18 protein-coding genes are annotated in these 19,184 nt (G+C 61.1%); 9 read left to right on the forward strand and 9 right to left on the reverse strand.

Annotated elements, in window-relative coordinates:
- Window positions 1-25 precede the first annotated feature (25 nt).
- The 3 genes from F0184_RS12385 (at window position 26) to F0184_RS12395 (ending at window position 3,400) form a co-directional block, all read left to right on the forward strand.
- The gene (locus tag F0184_RS12385) at window positions 26-784 is read left to right on the forward strand and encodes a 16S rRNA (uracil(1498)-N(3))-methyltransferase (RefSeq protein WP_150496509.1); all 759 of its coding nucleotides are present in this window, start codon (window positions 26-28) and stop codon (window positions 782-784) included.
- Window positions 785-1,095: 311 nt separating this feature from the next.
- Window positions 1,096-2,469 carry a glutamate--cysteine ligase gene (locus tag F0184_RS12390; RefSeq protein ID WP_150496510.1) on the forward strand — a complete coding sequence of 458 codons (1,374 nt, stop codon included), beginning with the start codon at window positions 1,096-1,098 and terminating at the stop codon, window positions 2,467-2,469.
- Window positions 2,470-2,566: 97 nt separating this feature from the next.
- Window positions 2,567-3,400 (forward strand): hypothetical protein, encoded by an 834-nt coding sequence (locus F0184_RS12395; protein ID WP_150496511.1) that lies wholly within the window; start codon window positions 2,567-2,569, stop codon window positions 3,398-3,400.
- A 79-nt stretch (window positions 3,401-3,479) separates the two neighbouring features.
- On the opposite strand, the gene F0184_RS12400 is transcribed toward F0184_RS12395, so the two are convergent.
- Entirely contained in the window at window positions 3,480-3,827 is a 348-nt protein-coding gene (locus tag F0184_RS12400) for a DUF1127 domain-containing protein (protein WP_150496512.1), read from the reverse strand.
- A gap of 259 nt (window positions 3,828-4,086) precedes the next feature.
- Between F0184_RS12400 and F0184_RS12405 the strand changes: the two genes are divergently transcribed.
- Together F0184_RS12405 and F0184_RS12410 are read left to right on the forward strand one after the other, a co-directional pair.
- Window positions 4,087-4,959: a LysR substrate-binding domain-containing protein gene (locus F0184_RS12405; protein ID WP_150496513.1), complete on the forward strand. Its 873-nt coding sequence runs from the start codon at window positions 4,087-4,089 to the stop codon at window positions 4,957-4,959.
- Between the two features lie 147 nt (window positions 4,960-5,106).
- Complete coding sequence (locus tag F0184_RS12410; protein WP_150496514.1) at window positions 5,107-5,991, forward strand: LysR substrate-binding domain-containing protein; 885 nt, start codon at window positions 5,107-5,109, stop codon at window positions 5,989-5,991.
- 49 nt (window positions 5,992-6,040) lie between these two features.
- Here F0184_RS12410 and F0184_RS12415 read toward each other — a convergent pair whose 3' ends face one another.
- The 4 genes from F0184_RS12415 to F0184_RS12430 all read right to left on the reverse strand — a co-directional run bounded on the left by F0184_RS12415 (window position 6,041) and on the right by F0184_RS12430 (window position 9,711).
- Window positions 6,041-6,955, reverse strand: coding sequence for a DMT family transporter (locus tag F0184_RS12415; protein ID WP_150496515.1), 915 nt, complete (start codon window positions 6,953-6,955; stop codon window positions 6,041-6,043).
- Between the two features lie 113 nt (window positions 6,956-7,068).
- Window positions 7,069-7,701 (reverse strand): hypothetical protein, encoded by a 633-nt coding sequence (locus F0184_RS12420; protein ID WP_150496516.1) that lies wholly within the window; start codon window positions 7,699-7,701, stop codon window positions 7,069-7,071.
- A gap of 29 nt (window positions 7,702-7,730) precedes the next feature.
- Window positions 7,731-8,894, reverse strand: a complete 1,164-nt coding sequence (locus tag F0184_RS12425) for an alpha-hydroxy acid oxidase (RefSeq protein WP_150496517.1) — start codon at window positions 8,892-8,894, stop codon at window positions 7,731-7,733.
- A gap of 22 nt (window positions 8,895-8,916) precedes the next feature.
- Window positions 8,917-9,711, reverse strand: a complete 795-nt coding sequence (locus F0184_RS12430; protein WP_150496518.1) for an FCD domain-containing protein — start codon at window positions 9,709-9,711, stop codon at window positions 8,917-8,919.
- 205 nt (window positions 9,712-9,916) lie between these two features.
- On the opposite strand from F0184_RS12430, the gene F0184_RS12435 reads away from it, so the two are divergent.
- Window positions 9,917-11,239 carry a DUF3422 family protein gene (locus F0184_RS12435; protein WP_150496519.1) on the forward strand — a complete coding sequence of 441 codons (1,323 nt, stop codon included), beginning with the start codon at window positions 9,917-9,919 and terminating at the stop codon, window positions 11,237-11,239.
- Window positions 11,240-11,320: 81 nt separating this feature from the next.
- Here the strand turns inward: F0184_RS12435 and F0184_RS12440 are convergent, their stop codons facing one another.
- Window positions 11,321-11,725: a c-type cytochrome gene (locus tag F0184_RS12440; protein WP_150496520.1), complete on the reverse strand. Its 405-nt coding sequence runs from the start codon at window positions 11,723-11,725 to the stop codon at window positions 11,321-11,323.
- A 209-nt stretch (window positions 11,726-11,934) separates the two neighbouring features.
- Window positions 11,935-12,879: a LysR family transcriptional regulator gene (locus tag F0184_RS12445; protein ID WP_150496521.1), complete on the reverse strand. Its 945-nt coding sequence runs from the start codon at window positions 12,877-12,879 to the stop codon at window positions 11,935-11,937.
- Window positions 12,880-13,043: 164 nt separating this feature from the next.
- Here F0184_RS12445 and F0184_RS12450 point away from each other — a divergent pair, with 164 nt between their 5' ends.
- Both F0184_RS12450 and glcE read left to right on the forward strand, forming a co-directional pair.
- Complete coding sequence (locus F0184_RS12450; protein ID WP_150496522.1) at window positions 13,044-14,540, forward strand: FAD-linked oxidase C-terminal domain-containing protein; 1,497 nt, start codon at window positions 13,044-13,046, stop codon at window positions 14,538-14,540.
- Window positions 14,541-14,594: 54 nt separating this feature from the next.
- The gene (gene glcE / locus F0184_RS12455; protein WP_150496523.1) at window positions 14,595-15,785 is read left to right on the forward strand and encodes a glycolate oxidase subunit GlcE; all 1,191 of its coding nucleotides are present in this window, start codon (window positions 14,595-14,597) and stop codon (window positions 15,783-15,785) included.
- Between the two features lie 65 nt (window positions 15,786-15,850).
- Here glcE and F0184_RS12460 read toward each other — a convergent pair whose 3' ends face one another.
- Window positions 15,851-16,483 (reverse strand): hypothetical protein, encoded by a 633-nt coding sequence (locus F0184_RS12460; protein WP_150496524.1) that lies wholly within the window; start codon window positions 16,481-16,483, stop codon window positions 15,851-15,853.
- Between the two features lie 249 nt (window positions 16,484-16,732).
- Here F0184_RS12460 and glcF point away from each other — a divergent pair, with 249 nt between their 5' ends.
- On the forward strand, window positions 16,733-18,061 hold the full coding sequence (gene glcF / locus F0184_RS12465) for a glycolate oxidase subunit GlcF (protein WP_150496525.1): 1,329 nt from the start codon (window positions 16,733-16,735) through the stop codon (window positions 18,059-18,061).
- Window positions 18,062-18,231: 170 nt separating this feature from the next.
- Here glcF and F0184_RS12470 read toward each other — a convergent pair whose 3' ends face one another.
- Window positions 18,232-18,996, reverse strand: a complete 765-nt coding sequence (locus tag F0184_RS12470) for a L,D-transpeptidase (protein WP_150496526.1) — start codon at window positions 18,994-18,996, stop codon at window positions 18,232-18,234.
- Window positions 18,997-19,184 lie beyond the last annotated feature (188 nt).

Genomic DNA, 19,184 nt, shown 5'->3' on the forward strand with positions numbered 1-19,184 from the left:
TCATCAAACCCGCCTAACTTCCCGCATGCCCCACTACGATTTCAAAATGCAGCGTCTTCATCTCCGCCACATCCTCGCCGATGGTGCCCGCATCGATGCGGATCGGGGACAGGCGAACTATCTGCTCAATGTTCTCAGGTTGAAGGACGGCGATCAGGTTCTGGTCTTTAACGGCAGTGACGGGGAGTGGCTCGCCCATATCCGGGCAACCGGCCGAAAGGCCTGCACACTTGATCTGGTGCGGCAAACCCGCCCGCAAACGCAGGCCAACGACCTGCTCTACATGTTTGCGCCGCTCAAGCACGCCCGGCTCGACTACATGGTGCAAAAGGCCGTGGAGATGGGGGTCGGTAGCTTGCAGCCGGTGATCACGCAGCACACCCAGTCCAGCCGGGTCAACCTGGAGCGCATGGAAGCCAATGCCATCGAGGCAGCCGAGCAATGCGGTGTTCTTGCCGTGCCAAAGGTCGTTGAAACAGCGCCTTTGAAATCCGTTCTCGAAGCCTGGCCCCGCGAACACGCGGGCCGCCATCTTCTCTTTTGCGATGAAGGCGCGGAGACCAGCAATCCGCTGGCGCCGCTGGCCGACCTGGCAGAGGGCCCCAGGCAACCACTGGCACTGCTGATCGGCCCCGAAGGCGGATTTTCAGAAGAAGAGCGGGATCTGTTGAACGCCTGCGATTTCGTGACACCGATCCCGCTCGGGCCGAGGATCTTGCGTGCCGACACCGCCGCCGTCGCCGCTTTGGCCGTGATCCAGGCTACGCTCGGCGATTGGGTTTAGGCCTCGCCATCACGCCCGCTCAGTTGGTCAGGCGGCGCCCCGCGGGCCGTTGGCCTGACGCCTCCGGACAGCCGAAACGGGCCATCGGCCGCAAGAGGATGCGTCCCGATGCCGTTTCGCGGTGTGTTCGACTGGTGCGATGCGGCACCGGTTTGGACAGGCGAATTTTCAGGCTGGTAATTCGGACTGTACAGTCCTAAATGGCGGTGCGGCATGACCGAACGTGAAGCCGCTTTGCAAGACGACAGCGTTGTGCGGCCCGGACAGGCTTTGTAGGGTGCGCGCCGTTTTAGAAATCAAGGACGCTTCACATGGCCCGTGATACGGTCGACTCCACGCCGATTGAAGATATCTCCACGCTTGCCGAAACCCTCAATGCCGGATGCAAGCCGGCGGAGGACTTCCGGATCGGGACGGAGCACGAAAAGTTTGGTTTCCGGACCCGCGACCTCACCCCGATCGGTTACGAAGGACCGGATGGGGTTGAAGCTGTCTTGAACGGAATGGAAGCCATTCTCGGATGGGAGCGGATCGAGGATCAGGGCAAGATCATCGGCCTTGCCGATCCCGCCGGAGGCGGCGCGATTTCCATCGAACCGGGCGGGCAATTCGAGTTGTCCGGCGCGCCGCTGGACAATCTCCATCAGACCTGCCGCGAAGCGAACCAGCATTTGGCCCATGTGCAGCAGGTTTGCAAGCCGATGGGTGTGGGGTTCCTGGGGATCGGGATGGCCCCGACCTGGTCGCGCGCCGAGATGCCTGTCATGCCGAAGTCCCGGTACGGCATCATGACCCGCTACATGCCCAAGGTTGGCAGCCTGGGACTGGACATGATGTACCGGACCTCGACCATCCAGGTGAATCTCGACTTTACGTCCGAAGCCGACATGGTGACGAAAATGCGGGTCGGGCTTGCCTTGCAGCCCATCGCGACGGCGATTTTCGCCAATTCGCCGTTCACCGAGGGCAAACCCAACGGCTTCAAGTCATTCCGGGCCCAGATCTGGACCGACACGGACAAGGACCGGACCGGCGACATGCCGTTCGCGTTCGATGACAGCTTCGGGTTCGAGCGCTATGTGGAGTGGGCGGTCGACGTGCCCATGTATTTCGTCAAGCGCGGCGACGTTTATCATGATGTCACCGGCACCACGTTCCGGGCGTTCATGAATGGTGCGCTGGATGGCCAAATTCCGGATGCGCGGCCGACCATTGGCGATTGGAACAATCACCTGTCGACATTGTTCCCGGATGTCCGTTTGAAGAAATACATCGAGATGCGCGGTGCCGATGGCGGGCCGTGGCGGCGTATCTGTGCATTGCCGGCCTTCTGGGTTGGGCTCCTTTATGACGATGGCATTCTGGATCAGGCATGGCAGCTTGTTCGGGATTGGACCCAGGAGGAGCGGGCCTTGCTGCGGGCGGGCGTTCCGGAAACGGCCTTGGAGACCCCATTCCGGTCCGGCCGCGTTCTGGATGTCGCCAAGGAGGCATTGAGCCTGGCCCAAGAGGGGCTGAAGCGGCGCAACCGGCTGAGCGATGGCGATCTCGACGAGCGTGTGCACCTGGCGCCCATCGAAGAGGGACTGGCAGCGGGCATGTGTCCGGCGGATGTCCTGCTGCAGCGCTACCATGGCGCTTGGAACGGTGACCTGACCAAGGTCTTCCAGGATTATGCCTATTGAGGGCAAATGCTTACGCTTATTTGCGATTTGACCTGCCGCCTCCGACGGTTGATCATGGGCCATGCCAGATCAACCCTACCAGTGAACGGGGCGGTACATGTCCGATCAAACAGGAAGCGGTCTTCCATTCGATTTTTCGGCAATCGTAGAAGACATGCATCGCCGCTACGGCTGGCAGGGGGAAGACCTGTCCGCGGCGATGATGCAGCTGCTTCCGGCGGCGGTCGCCGGTTTCCAGCATTTCGGGAACGCCGGCGCGTTCGGGACTGGCCCGCAGCCTGGTAGCGGGATCGGCGGCCTTGGCAATCCCTTTTTTCCGCCGGTTTCGGGAGCGAACCCGTTTGCCTGGCCACAGGACCCGTTGCGGAGCTTCTACGGACCCGAACCGGTGCGCACCATGGTGGTCGACCATATCGCCAGGGCCACCGGGCTTCAGCGTGAGGCGATCGGGACCATGATGCCTGTCGCCGCCACTCTTGCGGCGGGGACCATGATGCGGCCCTACCTGAACGAGTCCGGACAAGGGCTACTGGATGCATTCCTGCGCGGCTTTGTGCGCGGGCGGCCCAAGCCCCGGCCGACACCGGCCGACTACATCCAGGAATATCAACAGGCCGTTGGCGCCTTCTGGTCGGCATTCTTCAAGCCTTCGCAGACCGATGCCGGCAAACAAACGGAGTCTTACGGCCACGGCGGAACCGACACCGCGAACCTTGACCCGGCCGGGCTCGACCCGGCGGGTGGGGCTTCAGTGGAGGATGTTTCCAACCAGCCGGAAACGGCCCCGCAGGCACAGGTGCCGACGGAGTTCGAACAGTTTTTCAACGACTGGATGACGACGAACAGGGATTTGCAAACAGCCCAGTTCAAAGCGTTCGACGGATTGTTTGAAAGCGCCGCGCGGAAGCTGGATGGCTCCGAGGAAACGTGAGCGAAAAAAAAGCCCGTCTGTGAGACGGGCCAGTTGATGTCAGCACGAGGCCGACAGGGGCTGCAAGAAACAAACCGGGTCAGGCGGCGGCTTTGTGCGTGTCCGGTTGCGCGTCGCGCGGAATGCGGACCGGCTCGGCTGCCGGACGTCCTCCCGCTACGGCAGGGGTCACCTTTGGGCTCTCCGGCAGCGGAGACACGCTGAATTTTTCCATTGCACAGTGCCTCAGCAGCGGAGCAGGATCCGAGAGGTAGCCGGCGTTCCGCGCCACCTGCACATCGCGCCGGGTCAGACCGATGTCGAGCAGTTGCCGGTCGGTGAGCTCATAAAGACGGCGTGTCTGGCGGCGATTGACGACCGCTGCCCAGGCCCGGGCAACAAAGCCTGGAACACTCGGGTGGAGCCGGGAAGTCCGATCGCACGTCATGGCATAGGTCTCCTGTTGTCCGGACCGGCATCCCCGGCCCGGCTTGCGCCGACACTGGCGGCGGAATGTGTTTGGAACGGTTCTCAAGGTGAGGGATGTGGGTTCATTATACAAACGAATGTTTGTTATGGAATTGATCGCTATCCGTGATAAATGTGCTGTCATCGGGCGCATCGGCTGACAACGTTGGACCGTGCCGCCTGTCGCGGATCGGGCCAGTCTGCTGGCGGAGATGGATCTCAAACAGAACAGGACATGCATGCTGGATTTGGATCAGCTTCGGACATTTGTGGCGATTGCTGAAAGTGGCAGCTTCACCAAGGCGGCCGGCGCCGTTCACAAGACCCAGTCCGCCGTTTCGATGCAGATGCGGCGGCTCGAGGAACGGATTGGGCGGCAGATTTTCATGCGCGATGGCCGCAATTCCCGTCTGACGGAGCACGGGGAACGGCTTTTGCAATATGCCCGCCGGCTGGTCCAGCTGAACGATGAAACCCTCGCAGCCTTTGACGAAACCGAGCTGGAAGGCTTGGTGCGGTTGGGAACGCCGGACGACTATGCGAACCGTTTCCTGCCGGAGATCCTGGCGCGGTTCTCCCGCTCCAACCCAAAGGCCGAGGTCAGCGTCGTGTGCGCCCCGACCCCCAACCTCGTTGAACTGATGGCGGAGGGAGAGCTGGATGTGTCGATCATCACCCATGTGCGAAAACGCGGGTGGAAGGATGTTGAGGTTGTTCGCCGGGAGCCGCTTTTGTGGGTCGCATCCACCCGGCACTGCGCCGAGTTGGAAGATCCCTTGCCCCTGGCGCTGGGCCGGCCGACCTGTGATTGGCGCAAGGCGGCCACCGCCGCGCTGAATGAAACCGGCAAGAAAAGCCGCCTTCTTTACTCCAGTTGGAATTCAACCGCGGTTGGGGCCGCCGTGCTCGCCGGGCTGGCCGTTTCCGTTTTGCCCGAATCGGCGTTGCGGCCGGGCATGCGCGTTCTTCAGGAGGCGGACGGATTTCCACGCTTGCCCGATTGTGAAATCGGACTGATGCGCTCGTGGCGCCAGACCACGCGGGTGCGTGAGGCGCTGGTCGAACATATTGTTTCGTCGCTGGACAATCTGTCGGTCCCGCGGGAAGCCTGACAGCGTCAATCAGCTCGAGTATTGACTGGTCAGCTTGGTGATTTTCTGGATACTCATTTGAAAACTCGAATGCGTTCATGTATTCAAAAACAATCCATTGGAGTGTTTCATGTGAATGTCGAGCTATAATTGGCCGGATGGGACGTCATGCGTCATGCCCTTGATATAGACCAGTTGAGAACGTTCCTTGCGATTGCCGAGCTTGGCAGCTTCACCAAGGCGGGGGAGGCTGTTCACAAGACCCAGTCCGCGGTGTCGATGCAGATGCGCCGTTTGGAAGAGCGTGTCGGGATCCCGCTCTTTGCGAAGGACGGCCGGCAGTCCCGTTTGACGGAAGACGGCCAGCGGCTTGTCGAATTCGCCCGGCGGATGATCATTCTCAATGACGAGACCATATCGGCATTCAACGAACGCGATGAAATCCGGCACATCGAATTCGGGATGCCGGACGACTACGCCGACCGGTTGCTTCCGCAGGTGCTTGCGGCCTTTAACCGGCTAAATCCGTCCATCGAAGTGCAGGTCGAGTGCACGTCGAGCGCCACTTTGCGGGAACGTGTGCGGGCCGGTCAGATCGATGTTGCGGTCATCACCTCGTCGGAAGCGGGTGATCTGCACGGTGAGGTCATTCGCCGGGAGCCCCTGTACTGGGTCGGCTCAAGCCGCCATGCGGCCCATACGACGGATATCGTGCGGCTGGCCCTCGGATCGCAATCCTGTTCCTGGCGGCGGATGGCCTTGGAGGCTCTCGACCGCGTCGGGCGGGCCTACAAGGTCGGCTATACAAGCGCGAGCGCCTCCGCTCTGGTTGGGGCCGTGCAGGCCGGTCTTGCGGTGACGGTGTTTCCGGAAAGCGCGATCCGGGAAGGAATGCGGATACTGGAGGAAAAAGACGGGTTTCCGCCGCTTCCCTTTTGCGACATCACGATCTTGCGGTCCGAACAGGCCAGACAGCCGATGCATGATGCCTTCTGCGGACATATCATCGCCGCGATCGGCAATGTTGGCGGTCAATGGCAGGCGGCGGAGTAGTATTTCAGACAGTCAAAGATCCTCAGCGCCATTTATGGGAGTTCCAGACCTATCGGCGCAGCATCAACACATTGCCCGCGATGACACACACCACGCCAAGCAAGGCGGAGGCCGACCACGTATAGCCTTCGAACAGGGTTGAAACGGTCAGGGCGACCAGCGGAAACAGTACGGTCGCATATCCAGCACGCGCGGATCCGATCCGCCCGAGCAAAGTCAGATAAGCGCCGAACGCGACAACCGAGGCCACGATCGCCAGGTAGACAAGTGTCCCGATGTATTCGGCAGTCATCTCGACGGCGAAGGAATGCCCCTTCATCAGCGAAAACAATCCCAGCAAGACCGCGCCATAGATCATTCCCCAAGTGGTCGCAGGCGTGACGCCGACACCCGATGTCTGGGTGGAGGCGGAGACGATGTTACCAAGGCAAAAGGACAATGTGCCGGCAATGCACAGGGCCAGGCCGGTGGCGACCTCCAGGTCAAGCGTTGTGCCCATGATCTTTGGCCAGAAAATCAAGGCAATTCCGCCGAAGCCCAGCAGGCCGGCAATGAGAGTGAGCGGTTTGATCCGCTGGCCCAGAAACACAAAACCGAGAACCAGATTGAAAACAGATGCGGTGGAAAAAACCACCGCCAGCATGCCGGATGCCAGATAGGCGGCTCCATAGTAAAACAGCGTGAAATTGGTCGAGAAGATCAACGCGCCCAGGGCCGCGAACCGCAGATGGGTTTTCAACGGAAACGTCAGCCGGACACCGCGGATCAGGCTCCACACGACCATGACCGCCGCGGCGAGGACGAACCTCCAGAACACGGAGATTTCAGGAGGAATGGGTCCTACCTGGCCCTTCATGGCGATCCAGCTGAAGCCCCAGGCAAACACGGTCGCGGCATAAAGGCCGAGGTCGTGGGTTTCAAGCCGCGTCGAGGAACGGCGGTCGAATGTGTCGGAAGGAGCCATGCTGGGAGCCTGTCAATGATGAGAGGCCCAGACTGGCCTTTTTTGGGCATCACGACAAATTGTAGTTATTGATTTTTTCATTCATATTCTGAATGAGTTTTCCCGGAAGAAGCTTATTCGGCCGCGCTTGCATGCCAAGCCGGAGTGTAGCCGGCATCCAGAACCTTGCAGATCGTGCGCGGGGTCAGAACATCCACCACGTCCGGGATGGTGTCCCGGTCAGGGCCGCAACTGTAACCGCCGGGCGTCCATTTCCACAATCGCCCGTCCTTTTTGCCATGGGGCTGACCGGCCCATCGCACCATCGCGCCATCGGGGAGATCGGAAAGGAGCGCTTTGAAGGTTCGCTTTGTTCGGCCGTCGAGCCGGTTCTGGTGAAGCAGCAGGTCCATCTCGTTGGCCGTTGGAGGAGAGCCCAGGCCGTGTGCCTGCGCAAAGGCTTTGGCGAACATCCCGGCACATGCCCGCCGGCACTCGAAGCAGGGGCGGTGGCCGGCCGCAAGAGCCGTCACCTCGTCGAGAAAGAACAACTCGGTGTAGCTGTCTCCCATCACCTCCCGGCGCCGGCCACCGAACCGCGTCACACAACAGATCCATCGCCGAGACACCCATCGGCGGGCCGAGAGCGTCTTGGTCGCGGGGTCATGCAGGCGTCCGCCGCGATTGCCCATGAACAATCCGCGTGCGGGATCCGAAATGATCTCTCCGGACGGTGTGACCCGGTTCTGGAGGGGACACCCACCCATCGTGCCTTCCCCTCCCGTGCGGTCCGGCCTCAGATGTTCCGCCGGGCGCCGGCCGTGTCAAGGATCAGATTGTGCCGCCCGACATTCGCGATGTTGGTTTCACCGCACAGCCCCATCGTCACGTCCAGTTCCTTGTGCAGGATCTCAAGGGTTCGCGTCACACCGGCCTTGCCCATCGCGCCCAGCCCGTAGATATAGGCGCGGCCGATAAAGGTGCTCCTGGCTCCCATGGCCACCGCCTTGAAGATGTCCTGACCGGAGCGGATCCCGCCGTCCACGTGGATCTCGACCCGGTCCCCGACGGCGTCCACGATATCGCCGAGAATGTCGAAGCTCGCCAGCGCGCCATCGAGCTGGCGGCCGCCATGGTTGGAGACCACGATGGCATCCGCGCCCAGATCGGCGGCGATCTTCGCATCTTCCACATCGTTGATCCCCTTCAGGATCAGTTTGCGGTCCCAATGCTTCTTGACCCATTCGACGGACGACCAGTCCAAGGTGGGATCGAACTGGCTTGCGGTCCACTCGGCAAGCGACCCCATGTCGCCGACGCCCGAGACATGTCCGACGATGTTGCCGAACTGACGGCGCTTGGTCTGCAGCATGTTCCAGCACCAGCGGGGTTTGAACGCGAGATCCAGCAGCACATGCGGCTTCGGTTTGGGGGGCGTGCTGAGGCCGTTCTTGATGTCCCGGTGCCGTTGACCCAGCACCTGAAGGTCGAGGGTCAAAACCAGGGCCGAGCACCCCGCGTCATGGGCGCGTTTCATCAAGGATTCGGAAAAGCCGCGGTCTCTCATGACATAAAGCTGAAACCAGAAAGGCTTTTTCGTGTATTCGGCGACGTCTTCGATCGAGCAAACGCTCATGGTCGTGAGCGTGTAGGGCACGCCGAACTCCTCGGCGGCCTGCGCCGCCAGAATTTCCCCGTCCGCATGCATCATGCCCGTCATGCCGACGGGGGCCAGCGCGACGGGCATGGAGACGCCTTCGCCGACCATTGTTGTCTTCACGCTGCGATTGTCGATATTGACCGCCACGCGTTGACGCAGTTTTTGCCGTTGAAAGGCGGCTTCGTTGTCGCGGTAGGTGCTTTGCGTCCATGATCCGGTATCCGCATATTCATAGAACATTTTCGGAATCCGGCGGCGGGCAAGCGCCTGCAGGTCGGCGACATCTGTGACTATCGGCATGGCGGTCCTCGGTGGTTGGTGCTCATTTCGTTGAGGCGGATGCGCGGCGGCGCTGGTTCTGGCGCAGATCCGCAACCGCTCGTCTGTCCTCCAGGCGGGCGACATCGGCCAATGCGGACGCGACGAAGTCGATATGCTCTTCCGATGCGCGTTTCGCTTCGGCTGGGCGGCCCTGGACAATGTGGTCGGCGATCGACCGGTGCTGCTCCAAAACCCGTTCGCGCGCGAATGGGTGGGAATAAAGGCGTTTCCGATTGTAGAAAACGCCGTTTTCCAGAAGCCGGTAGCAGGATCGCAGGGCGTGCAGAAGGATGACGTTATGCGCGGCTTCCCCGACCGCATGGTGGAACTCCACATCGAGCTCCGCTTCCCGGTGGGGATCGTCCTGAGCATAGGCCTGGGTCATTGCCGCCGTGAGCGATGTCAGCGTTGAACGGTCGGCCTCGGTCGCCCGTTCGGCCGCGTGCGCCGCCGCTATTCCCTCGATATCCCTGCGGAATTCCAGATAGTCGGCGGTGGCGGCGGGATGGCGTTCGATCAAGGCCACGATCGGATCGGAAAAGATCGGGCCGATGACGTCCGCCACATAGGTGCCGCCACCCTGCCGGCTCACGATGAGACCGCGCTGTTCCAGTGCCTTGAGGGCGTCCCGGACCACCGGACGCGACACATTCATTTGTTCCGATAGGTCGCGTTCGGCGGGCAACCGGTCGGCGGGGCGAAGGACGCCGTTCAGGATGTATTCCTCCACCTGGTGAATCACCGCATCTGCGGTCCGCGCATGGGAAATCGTTTTGAACACCGGGCCCACTTTCATTTTCGGTCGGTATCACTTTTCAAGAAGATCCAAAATTGGTCAATCTTTTTTTCCAATATTCGGGCGGATTGGGGGTGGGTGGTTTTCAAGGAATTGGGACCCGGTCCGGTTTGTCGCGGGCAAGGCCCTTGCGCTTCGCCCTTTCGATGGGCACGCTGATGAGACAGGCTTGCGCTCGGATCGGGCCGGCAAGAGGGGAGCGGTGATGGAGCAGGTTGTACAGCAGGACACCACTTTGGGATTACCGAGCTTCAAGACCCATCCCATGCGCGAAGCGGTGCTCGGTGAGGTTCATGCCCGTCCGTTCCGTCCCCTGACCGCACCCAGAATTCTTTTGCTTTATGCATTCACGACAAACTCGGAGGAGGCGGCGGAGGACTTCGACTGGTTCACCGAGTTCTGCGCCAGCCAGGGCGCGCCCGGCCCGCGTCCGTCGGCGCGCTATCACACGCTTGCCTTCGCCGGCGGGACGCTCAGTTGGGAGCGCCATGCGGAGTTCATAACGTACCTGTGGGACGGCCGGTCCGAAAGCGAGGAACCTTTTGGCCCCTTGCCCACGAACCATCCGTTTGGAAAAGCCTTCCGGGCACCTGGTAAAATGCTGGTGGGATCCCGGCTGGAACTGCTGAGTTCGAACATCAAGGACGACTGGCGCCGGCACTACGATCCGGCGAGCCTGACAGTCTTCAAGATCCAGCAGGGGGCCGCCTTGGCGGCGACGGACTTCCGGCCCGACGGCGACGGGATGACGCGCTATCTTGTGCTCAACGACAGCATGTCGCCGATCCAGTGCGGCGCCGCGGTTCAAAGACTGCTGGAAATCGAGACCTATCGTAGTCTGGCCTTGCTCGGCTTTTTCGAAGCCACAAGGTTGCAACCTGAAATGGGTGCCTATGAACGGGAACTGGCCGAGCTCACCGTGCGGATGCAGAACAATGAAGGTCTGGATGCCAACCGGGAACTGCTGGATCAGCTTTCCCGCCTTGCCGCGTCATCCGAAGCTAGCGCGGCGGCGAGTTCCTTCCGGTTCGGTGCGAGCCGGGCGTACTACGAGATCGTGAATGCGCGCCTGCGCAGTCTTGACGAGGGCTCCTTGTCCGGTGATCTGAGCATGTCCGCCTTCTTGGGCCGGCGGCTGGCGCCAGCCATGCGGACCTGTCAGGCGATCGAGGACAGGCAGGCGATGCTGTCCCGCAAGCTGGCCCGGGCCACCACATTGTTGAGGACCCGTGTGGACGTTGATCTGGAACAGCAGAACCGGTCCTTGCTGCAGTCGATGAACCGGCGGGCGCGCCTTCAGTTGCGCCTCCAGCAAACGGTTGAAGGTTTGTCGGTCGCCGCCGTCAGCTATTACGTCGTGGGCCTTTTCTCCTATCTGGCCAAGGCCGCCCAGGAGACCGGCTTGCCGGTTCCAAACCCCGGCATCACGACAGGTCTGGCTGTTCCTGTGGTTGTTGCCGGTATTTGGCTGACCGTTCGCAAGATCCGCAAACGGCACAAGGAAAGCGACGACGGGCCGGACATGTAGAGCCCGCTACCGGCGGGGCCCTTCAACGAAAAAAGGCCGGAAAACCGGCCTTTTTGATCACGAATTGGTGTATGCCAACCGTTACTTGGTTGTGCCGTCTTCGTTGAAGGTCGCGAGATAGGCGACCACATCGGCGCGCTCTTTTTCATTCGGCAGTTTGAAAGCCATTTTCGAGCGGCCGCCAATGAAGGCCGAAGGATCGGCAAGATACTCGACAATCTCGGCTTCGTCCCAGGGGCCGGTCACACTGGCATGTTCAACGGCCGGCTTTGAGTACTTGTAGCCCTCAACGCTGGCCGCTTCCCGGCCAACGATCCCATTGAGCTGCGGTCCCACCTTGTTGCGGGCGCCTTCGCCAATGGCGTGGCAAGCTTGGCATTTCCGGAAAACGCTCTCGCCTGCGGCCGGATCACCGGCATCTTGGGCGTAGGCCTGAGCCGCCAGTCCGATAAAGGCTGCACTGGCAATTGTCAGCAGTCGCTGCATTCCATTCTCCCTCATTTTGAGCGTCCCAAGGGACACGTCTGTTCTAGACAACAAGAAACAAAGCCGAGATACAAGGCATGGAAGTGGTGGAACGCGCAAAAAAAAGGCATCCCGGCCAACATGCCGCATACGCTGCTTTCTCCCTGCATACCGCTTTTCGCGCTGTTGACCTGCTTACCTCCACCTAGGGCAGCTTCCCGCAGTGGCAATCAACTCGCCCGTGCCTCTTCCACTGGCCCGAGCCAGGTCTCCAAACCCGTATCCCAGTAAGGGGAGGCGCCATAGAGGCCGGCGAAATAGTCAATGAACACGCGCACCTTTGCCGGCAGGAACCTCCGGCTCGGATAAACGGCGTGAAGCCCGACATCCTTGGAGGCCCGATATTGGGGCAAGATCAAACGAAGGCGGCCATCGCGCAGTTCCGGGCCAATGTCCCATGTGGAGCGCAGCGCGATGCCGACCCCGGCAAGCAGACATTCCCGGACGACTTCGCTTGAATTTGTCTTGACCGGTGCGCCCGTGCGGACGGTCACAACACCCTCGGGTCCCATCAGACGCCAGGGGTCCTGATTGGCGGCGGCAAGACAGACGTGGTTTTCCGCCATATCCTCGATGGAAGCCGGCACGCCGAACTTGGCGATATACGCGGGCGACGCGACAAGAATGCGGTGCACCGGCGCCAATTTGCGGGCGACGAGGCTCGAATCCGACAGTTCCGCGATCCGGATCGCCAAATCGTATCCCTCCCCGACAATGTCTACGAAGCCGTCGTCGAGATCCAGGCTGACGCTCAGGTCCGGGTTCTGTGACAGGAAATCCCCCAGGTGCGGTGCGATGTGAAGGCGGCCAAACGAGGTCGGGGCGGCCACCTTCAGCGTACCACGGGCCTGGGCTGACCCGCGGGACACGAAGGCTTCAGCTTCTTCGACCGAGGCGAGGATCGCTACGACACGTTCATAAAAGCCAAGTCCGGACTCGGTCATGGCGATCTGGCGTGTCGTGCGTTGCAGCAGACGCGTGCCCAGCTTGTCTTCCAGCCGGCGGATCCTTTTCGAGATCACGGCGGGCGAAAGGTTCATCTCCCGCCCGGCGGCCGACATGCTGCCTGCGCTGACCACGCGCGCAAAAATCTCCATGTCAGTTAGATTGCTCATTTTTTACCGTCCGGAACTGATTTTATGTCTGATGCGGCATATCGCGATCTGTGTTTCTTTGGCAGAATCACCACAGTGAACGATACAGCGCAAACCTGAGCCCGATAAGATACGGTAGGTTCTCGGGTTTGGATCAAACGCCAATGCATGGGAGGATTGGTGCCATGACAGCCATCGCAATGCCGAAACCAGACGAAGCTGTGCTGGCTCGCCGAATGGAGATCGTGAAGGCCCTGCAGGCGATTGTGCCCGGCGAAGGCGTGATCCACGACGAGACGGAAATGCGGCCCTACGAAACCGACGCCTTGACCGCCTATCGTCAGATGCCCTTGATCGTTGTGTTGCCGGAGACGGTCGAGCAAGTCTCCCGGATCATGAAATACTGCCACGAGAACGATGTGAAGGTCGTTCCGCGCGGCGCTGGCACATCCTTGTCGGGCGGGGCACTGCCTCTTGCGGACGGTGTGCTGGTGTCGATGATGAAATTCAATCGGGTGCTCGATATCGACTTCGCCAACCGCGCGGTGGTCGTTCAGCCCGGTGTCACGAATCTCGGGATCACCCGCGCGGTCGAACACGAGGGGTTTTACTACGCGCCGGACCCCTCGTCCCAGATTGCCTGTTCCATCGGCGGGAACATCGCGGAAAACTCCGGTGGCGTTCACTGCCTGAAATACGGACTTACAACCAACAATGTCCTCGGCCTCGAAATGGTGCTGATGACCGGCGAGGTTATTCGCCTGGGGGGCAAGCACCTGGACAGTGAGGGCTATGATCTTCTTGGGCTGATGACCGGGTCCGAGGGGTTGCTGGGGGTCGTCACGGAAGTGACCGTCCGCATTCTCCAGAAGCCGGAGACGGCGCGCGCCCTGCTTGTCGGGTTTCCAACGAGCGAGGATGGCGGGCGGTGCGTCGCGGACATTATTGGCGCCGGGATCATTCCAGGCGGCATGGAAATGATGGACAAGCTTGCCATTCACGCGGCGGAGGACTTCGTGCATGCCGATTATCCGCTCGATGTGGAAGCATTGCTGATCATCGAGCTCGACGGTCCCGAGGCGGAAGTCGACTACCTGATCGGACGGGTCGAAGAGATTGCCAAGGCCAACAAGGCCAGCCACATTCGCATCTCGGAAAGTGAAGAAGAGCGCATGACCTTCTGGGCTGGTCGCAAGGCCGCCTTTCCCGCTGTGGGCAGGATCTCTCCCGACTATCTGTGCATGGACGGAACCATCCCGCGGCGCGAACTGCCCAAGGTGCTGGCCGGCATGCGTGAGCTCTCTGAGAAACACGGGCTCCAGGTGGCCAATGTCTTCCACGCCGGGGATGGCAATCTTCACCCGCTCATTCTGTATGACGCGAACCAGCCCGGCCAACTGGACGCCGCCGAGGCCTTCGGCGCGGATATCCTGCGCCTGTGTGTCGAGGTGGGCGGTGTGCTCACCGGCGAGCACGGGGTCGGAATAGAAAAGCGCGATCTCATGCCCGAGATGTTCACCGAAGACGATTTGAAGCAGCAGCAGCGCGTGAAATGCGCCTTTGACGAAAAGCATCTGCTCAATCCGGGAAAGGTGTTTCCCGTCCTGCATCGCTGCGCCGAACTGGGCAAGATGCACGTCCACAAGGGGCAATTGCCGTTTCCTGACATTCCGCGGTTTTGAACGAACTGGCCTTGAGAGGGTCCGCAAGGCAAGCAAACACGATCAGGAGATCCGATGGATTCGATTTTAAAACCGCGCACCGCGATCGAAACGCGCGATGCCATTGCCTGGGCGGCCGCCGAAGACACGCCGCTGGAAATCGTAGGACAAGGCTCCAAAAGAGATCTTGGTCGGCCGGTTCAAACCGCCCACATCCTTGATCTGTCGGATCTGGCCGGCGTCGATGTCTATGAACCGGCCGAACTGGTGCTGACGCTCAAGGCCGGCACGCCCCTGAGCGAGGTGGAGAAGCTGGTCGCCGACCAGGGGCAGGAACTGAGCTTCGAACCGATGGACTATGGTCCGTTGCTCGGGCGGGAGGCCGGACGGGGCACAATCGGTGGGGCCTTTGCCACCAATCTTTCGGGCCCGCGGCGGATAAAGGCGGGCGCGTTTCGTGACCATGTTCTGGGTCTTGAGGCTGTTTCCGGTCGGGGCGAGATCTTCAACTCGGGCGGGCGCGTGGTAAAGAATGTGACCGGGTATGACCTGCCGCGCGCTTTGTGCGGGTCCTGGGGAACGCTTGGGGTCGCTCTCTCCATGACGATCAAGGTCAATCCGCGTCCGGAGGCGACGGCGACCTTTGTTCTGGAAGGCCTCAGTGAGGAGCAAGGCGTCGAGGCGCTTTGCAAGGCCATGGGGTCTTCGGCCGAAGTCTCCGGCGCGGCGCATTTGCCGCGCGGTTTGGAGGGAGGGCCGTCCCAGACCCTGATCCGGCTCGAGGGCTTTGGAACCTCGGTGGACTACCGTTTCAAGACCTTGGAGAGCCTCTTGTCGTCCTACGGCAAGCCCGGCCGGCTCGATACGGATGCCTCGGGAACGACGTGGCTCGCGATCCGCGATGTCCTGCCTTTCTCAGGCCGCACAACGCCGGTCTGGCGTGTTTCCGTTGCTCCCGCCGCAAGTCCCGCCTTCGTGCGCAAGCTGCGCGAAAGTATGGATATCGATGTGATCTTGGACTGGAGCGGGGGGCTGGTCTGGCTGTCATGCGAGGATGGTCTCAGCCATGACACGCAGATCCGCCGCGCGCTTTCGGAGACCGGAGGTGGACATGCCACGCTCGTGCGCGCCGATGGGGCGACACGGGTTTCTGTGCCGGTATTCGAGCCGCAGCCTTCGCCGCTGGCGGCCTTGTCACGCCGGTTGAAAGACCAATTCGATCCCAAGGGCGTTTTGAATCCGGGACGGATGGTCGCTGGCGTGTAGATGGTGCGGAAGCGGCGATGGAAGCTGTGAGGCTTGCCATCGCCGCGGTCCGCGTGTCGTGACCTTTAACGGGGCGCCGGCAGGCACTTGACGGCGACATCGTAGGTGTTGCCCGCGCGCTGGGTCGTGGTGCTCTTCATGTTCCACTGGCCCGGAGCCGCCTTGTTCTTGCGGGCCGCCACAGCGTCGAGCTCGAAATAGGCTTTGGCGGAGACAGTCCATGTCTTCGACAGGGCTTCGCTCCTCGACATCCCCGATTTGATTTTCTTGTCGAGATTGAGCGCGCAAGCCTCCCGGGGATCCCAGCCCTGCCAGCGGATCTTATTCACCGGGATGGTGGGCGCGAAGGAAACAGACACGGTCCGTTTGGAACCGCCCCCGATTTCGCGATTGGCGAAGCTTTTGCTCCAGTGATTGCCGTCGGCCTCGAAATAGCGCACGCCTTTGAAAGAGCCGACCTTCATGGCCACGATCCGCTCACCGCTGGTCGCCCTGGCATGGAGGCGGAGCAGAAACTTGTGCGAACCGCTTTTGATGCCCGTGTACTTGGTGGCATTTGCGGACACTTCGATCGGGATGGTATCGATGCCGTCACGCTTGACTTCGACAGTCTCGATCCAGTCCTTCGCCATGACACTTGTGGTGACACAACCAAGGACGGCGGTCAGGATGGCGGTTTTTGCAAGGGTATGTCTCATCGTCATTTCCTCCGGTTTCAAGGCAACCTCGCCTTCTGATGCCGACCATAGTCAGACCCAGTTTAACCCAGCCTGAGGGCCCCGTTTATCTCCCGTTCATCTTCGCGGCTCAGCTTTGGCGTCTTTTGAAACGACGGCAAAGACACTTTGCCACAAACCGGTCTTGTCCGGCCGGATTGCCAGCCGTACGATCCCCCAACAACGGAACATTTCCGCTGTCATGCGGATCAAGGGCGGACAGGGCGCGCTGTGCAGACCAATTTCACCGAAGAGCAACTCCTCGACAGCCACACCGCGGAATCGGAGAAGATCCTCCGCAAATGCGTGCATTGCGGGTTTTGTACGGCCACATGCCCCACCTTCGCGCTGTTGGGTGATGAACTCGACAGTCCCAGAGGGCGGATTTACCTGATCAAGGACATGCTGGAGAATGACAAGCCGGCCGATGCCAAAGTGGTCAAACACATCGACCGCTGCTTGTCGTGCCTGTCCTGCATGACAACCTGCCCCTCAGGCGTGAACTACATGCATCTGGTCGACCACGCCCGGATCCACATCGAAAAAACCTACAAGCGTCCCCTGGTCGACCGCTTGCTGCGGAACACGCTGGCCCTGATCCTGCCCTATCCGTCCCGTTTCCGGCTGGCTCTGGTCGGTGCGTTCTTTGCACGCCCTTTTGCCGGTCTTCTCCAGCGGCTGGGCGGCCCCATGGCCAAGATGGGCGCCATGCTGGAACTGGCGCCGGCCAAGGCACCGGTGCGCACCAAGACCGACACACCTGGCGTCTTCCCGGCCGTCGGGGGCCGAATGGGGCGTGTTGCGCTTCTGACCGGATGCGCGCAACCGGTTCTGAAGCCGTCCATCAACGCGGCGACAATCCGGCTTCTGAATCGCGCCGGATATGAGGTCGTCTTGCCGAAGGGGGAGGGATGCTGCGGCGCGCTCGTCCACCACATGGGCAAGGAAGAAGCGGCTTTGGAAAATGCCCGGCGGAATGTGGATGCCTGGACGCGGGAGCTCGATGGCGGCGGCCTCGACGCGGTGCTGATTACCGCTTCGGGGTGCGGCACGACCATCAAGGACTACGGCTTCATGCTGCGGGACGATCCTCAATATGCGGAAAAGGCCGCGCGCGTCTCCGAACTTGCAAAGGACATCACCGAGTTCCTCGTCTCGGTGGATCTGGGCACCCCGCAGCGGTCGGCGGATCTGACCGTGGCCTATCATTCGGCTTGTTCCATGCAGCACGGCCAAAAAATCACCCGCCAGCCGAAGGACCTGCTGAAATTAGCCGGGTTTGCCGTCAAGGATGTGCCCGAGGGGCATTTGTGTTGCGGATCGGCGGGCACCTACAACATTCTCCAGCCGCAGATCGCGGCCCGGTTGCGCGAGCGCAAAGTCGCCAATATCGAGAAAACCAAACCCGATCTCATTGCGACAGGCAATATCGGCTGCATGACCCAGATCGGACTGGGAACCGATATCCCGATCATCCACACGGCTGAACTGTTGGACTGGGTTTATGGGGGACCGGTACCGGAGGACCTGGAGCCGGTCGAATCCCGAAGGGCGGGCTGAAAGCAAGCCTCGGTCAGGTTGACGTGGCGCGCTTGGGTCTGACGGTGAGAACCGATCGCGACGTATTTTCTGTCCTGTCAGAAGTTGCCGGAGCAAGGCAAAGCCGGAGGCGTTCCGGGAGGGACGCTGTCTCCGGCCTGTTGCCCGGGAGTGGGGGCTCTGGTCGCCGCTTAAATCACGTAAACCGTCGTGCCGACCCCGACCCGTTCGTAAAGGTCCTCGACATCTTCGTTCCGCATTCGAATACAGCCGGACGATACGGCCTGGCCAATCGTCCATGGCTCGTTCGAACCGTGAATACGGTACAAGGTGGAACCGAGATAAAGCGCTCTTGCCCCCAGCGGGTTTTCCGGCCCGCCCGCCATGAACACTGGCAGGTCGGGCCGGCGCTTGCGCATGGCGGCCGGCGGGCGCCAGTCCGGCCATTCGGCCTTGCGGGTGATTTTATGCGTTCCGGCCCATTCGAAGCCCGGTTTGCCGACCCCGACCCCGTAACGGCGTGCAGTCCCGTCACGTTGCACCAGGTAGAGAAACCGCTCGTTGGTATCGATCACGATTGTGCCCGGCTTGTGCGGGCCGGAATAGGCCACGATTGTCGGCAGGAACTGCGGCGCGATCTGGCGGCTTCGCTGGGCCGCCGGATTCTGCACGCGGGCCGGGGTGCGCATGTTGGCGGGTTGCGGTCTCAGCCATGGCCGGTTGACCTGGATTCCGCGCGGCTGGCCGTAGCGCACCGACGTCCGCCCCGGTTGCCGCAACTGGTTCATCCAGGGCTCCGTGAGATTGGGGCTCAACATGAGCGGCGGAGGGGCCACTTGCCCTGCATGCGCCGCCGGTCCGCTTGAGAGCCCGGCCAAGCCAAGGGCCAGGCAGACGAGCGCACATGTTGGCCCGATTGACGCCGGCAAAAATTTCTTGCGCGGGGATGGACCCATAACCAATCACCTCCCGTTCCAATTCGGAGTGGATAAAGTTCAACGGGGCCGACGATGAATTAAAATTGCGATTACCCGGTAAATCTTGGAGTAACCAAGTCAAAGACTTCAATATGTGGTTAGCAACCGGTTTCAAAACATCATTATCGAAAGCTGAATCTTGATGGTCTGGCGCGATTTCGTCAGGC

It is taken from the genome of Roseibium aquae (genome assembly GCF_008711285.1).
Lineage (GTDB): Bacteria > Pseudomonadota > Alphaproteobacteria > Rhizobiales > Stappiaceae > Roseibium > Roseibium aquae.

Excerpts from the sequence above, each read along its gene's own strand:
- F0184_RS12405 (WP_150496513.1), top strand. The coding sequence starts at position 4,087 with ATGCTGGATTTGGATCAGCTTCGGACATTTGTGGCGATTGCTGAAAGT.
- F0184_RS12460 (WP_150496524.1), bottom strand. The coding sequence starts at position 16,483 with ATGAGACATACCCTTGCAAAAACCGCCATCCTGACCGCCGTCCTTGGT.
- F0184_RS12390 (WP_150496510.1), top strand. The coding sequence starts at position 1,096 with ATGGCCCGTGATACGGTCGACTCCACGCCGATTGAAGATATCTCCACG.
- F0184_RS12410 (WP_150496514.1), top strand. The coding sequence starts at position 5,107 with ATGCGTCATGCCCTTGATATAGACCAGTTGAGAACGTTCCTTGCGATT.
- F0184_RS12470 (WP_150496526.1), bottom strand. The coding sequence starts at position 18,996 with ATGGGTCCATCCCCGCGCAAGAAATTTTTGCCGGCGTCAATCGGGCCA.
- F0184_RS12420 (WP_150496516.1), bottom strand. The coding sequence starts at position 7,701 with ATGGGTGGGTGTCCCCTCCAGAACCGGGTCACACCGTCCGGAGAGATC.
- F0184_RS12415 (WP_150496515.1), bottom strand. The coding sequence starts at position 6,955 with ATGGCTCCTTCCGACACATTCGACCGCCGTTCCTCGACGCGGCTTGAA.
- F0184_RS12450 (WP_150496522.1), top strand. The coding sequence starts at position 13,044 with ATGACAGCCATCGCAATGCCGAAACCAGACGAAGCTGTGCTGGCTCGC.
- F0184_RS12385 (WP_150496509.1), top strand. The coding sequence starts at position 26 with ATGCCCCACTACGATTTCAAAATGCAGCGTCTTCATCTCCGCCACATC.
- F0184_RS12440 (WP_150496520.1), bottom strand. The coding sequence starts at position 11,725 with ATGCAGCGACTGCTGACAATTGCCAGTGCAGCCTTTATCGGACTGGCG.
- F0184_RS12395 (WP_150496511.1), top strand. The coding sequence starts at position 2,567 with ATGTCCGATCAAACAGGAAGCGGTCTTCCATTCGATTTTTCGGCAATC.
- F0184_RS12445 (WP_150496521.1), bottom strand. The coding sequence starts at position 12,879 with ATGAGCAATCTAACTGACATGGAGATTTTTGCGCGCGTGGTCAGCGCA.
- F0184_RS12430 (WP_150496518.1), bottom strand. The coding sequence starts at position 9,711 with ATGAAAGTGGGCCCGGTGTTCAAAACGATTTCCCATGCGCGGACCGCA.
- F0184_RS12400 (WP_150496512.1), bottom strand. The coding sequence starts at position 3,827 with ATGACGTGCGATCGGACTTCCCGGCTCCACCCGAGTGTTCCAGGCTTT.
- glcE (WP_150496523.1), top strand. The coding sequence starts at position 14,595 with ATGGATTCGATTTTAAAACCGCGCACCGCGATCGAAACGCGCGATGCC.
- F0184_RS12435 (WP_150496519.1), top strand. The coding sequence starts at position 9,917 with ATGGAGCAGGTTGTACAGCAGGACACCACTTTGGGATTACCGAGCTTC.
- F0184_RS12425 (WP_150496517.1), bottom strand. The coding sequence starts at position 8,894 with ATGCCGATAGTCACAGATGTCGCCGACCTGCAGGCGCTTGCCCGCCGC.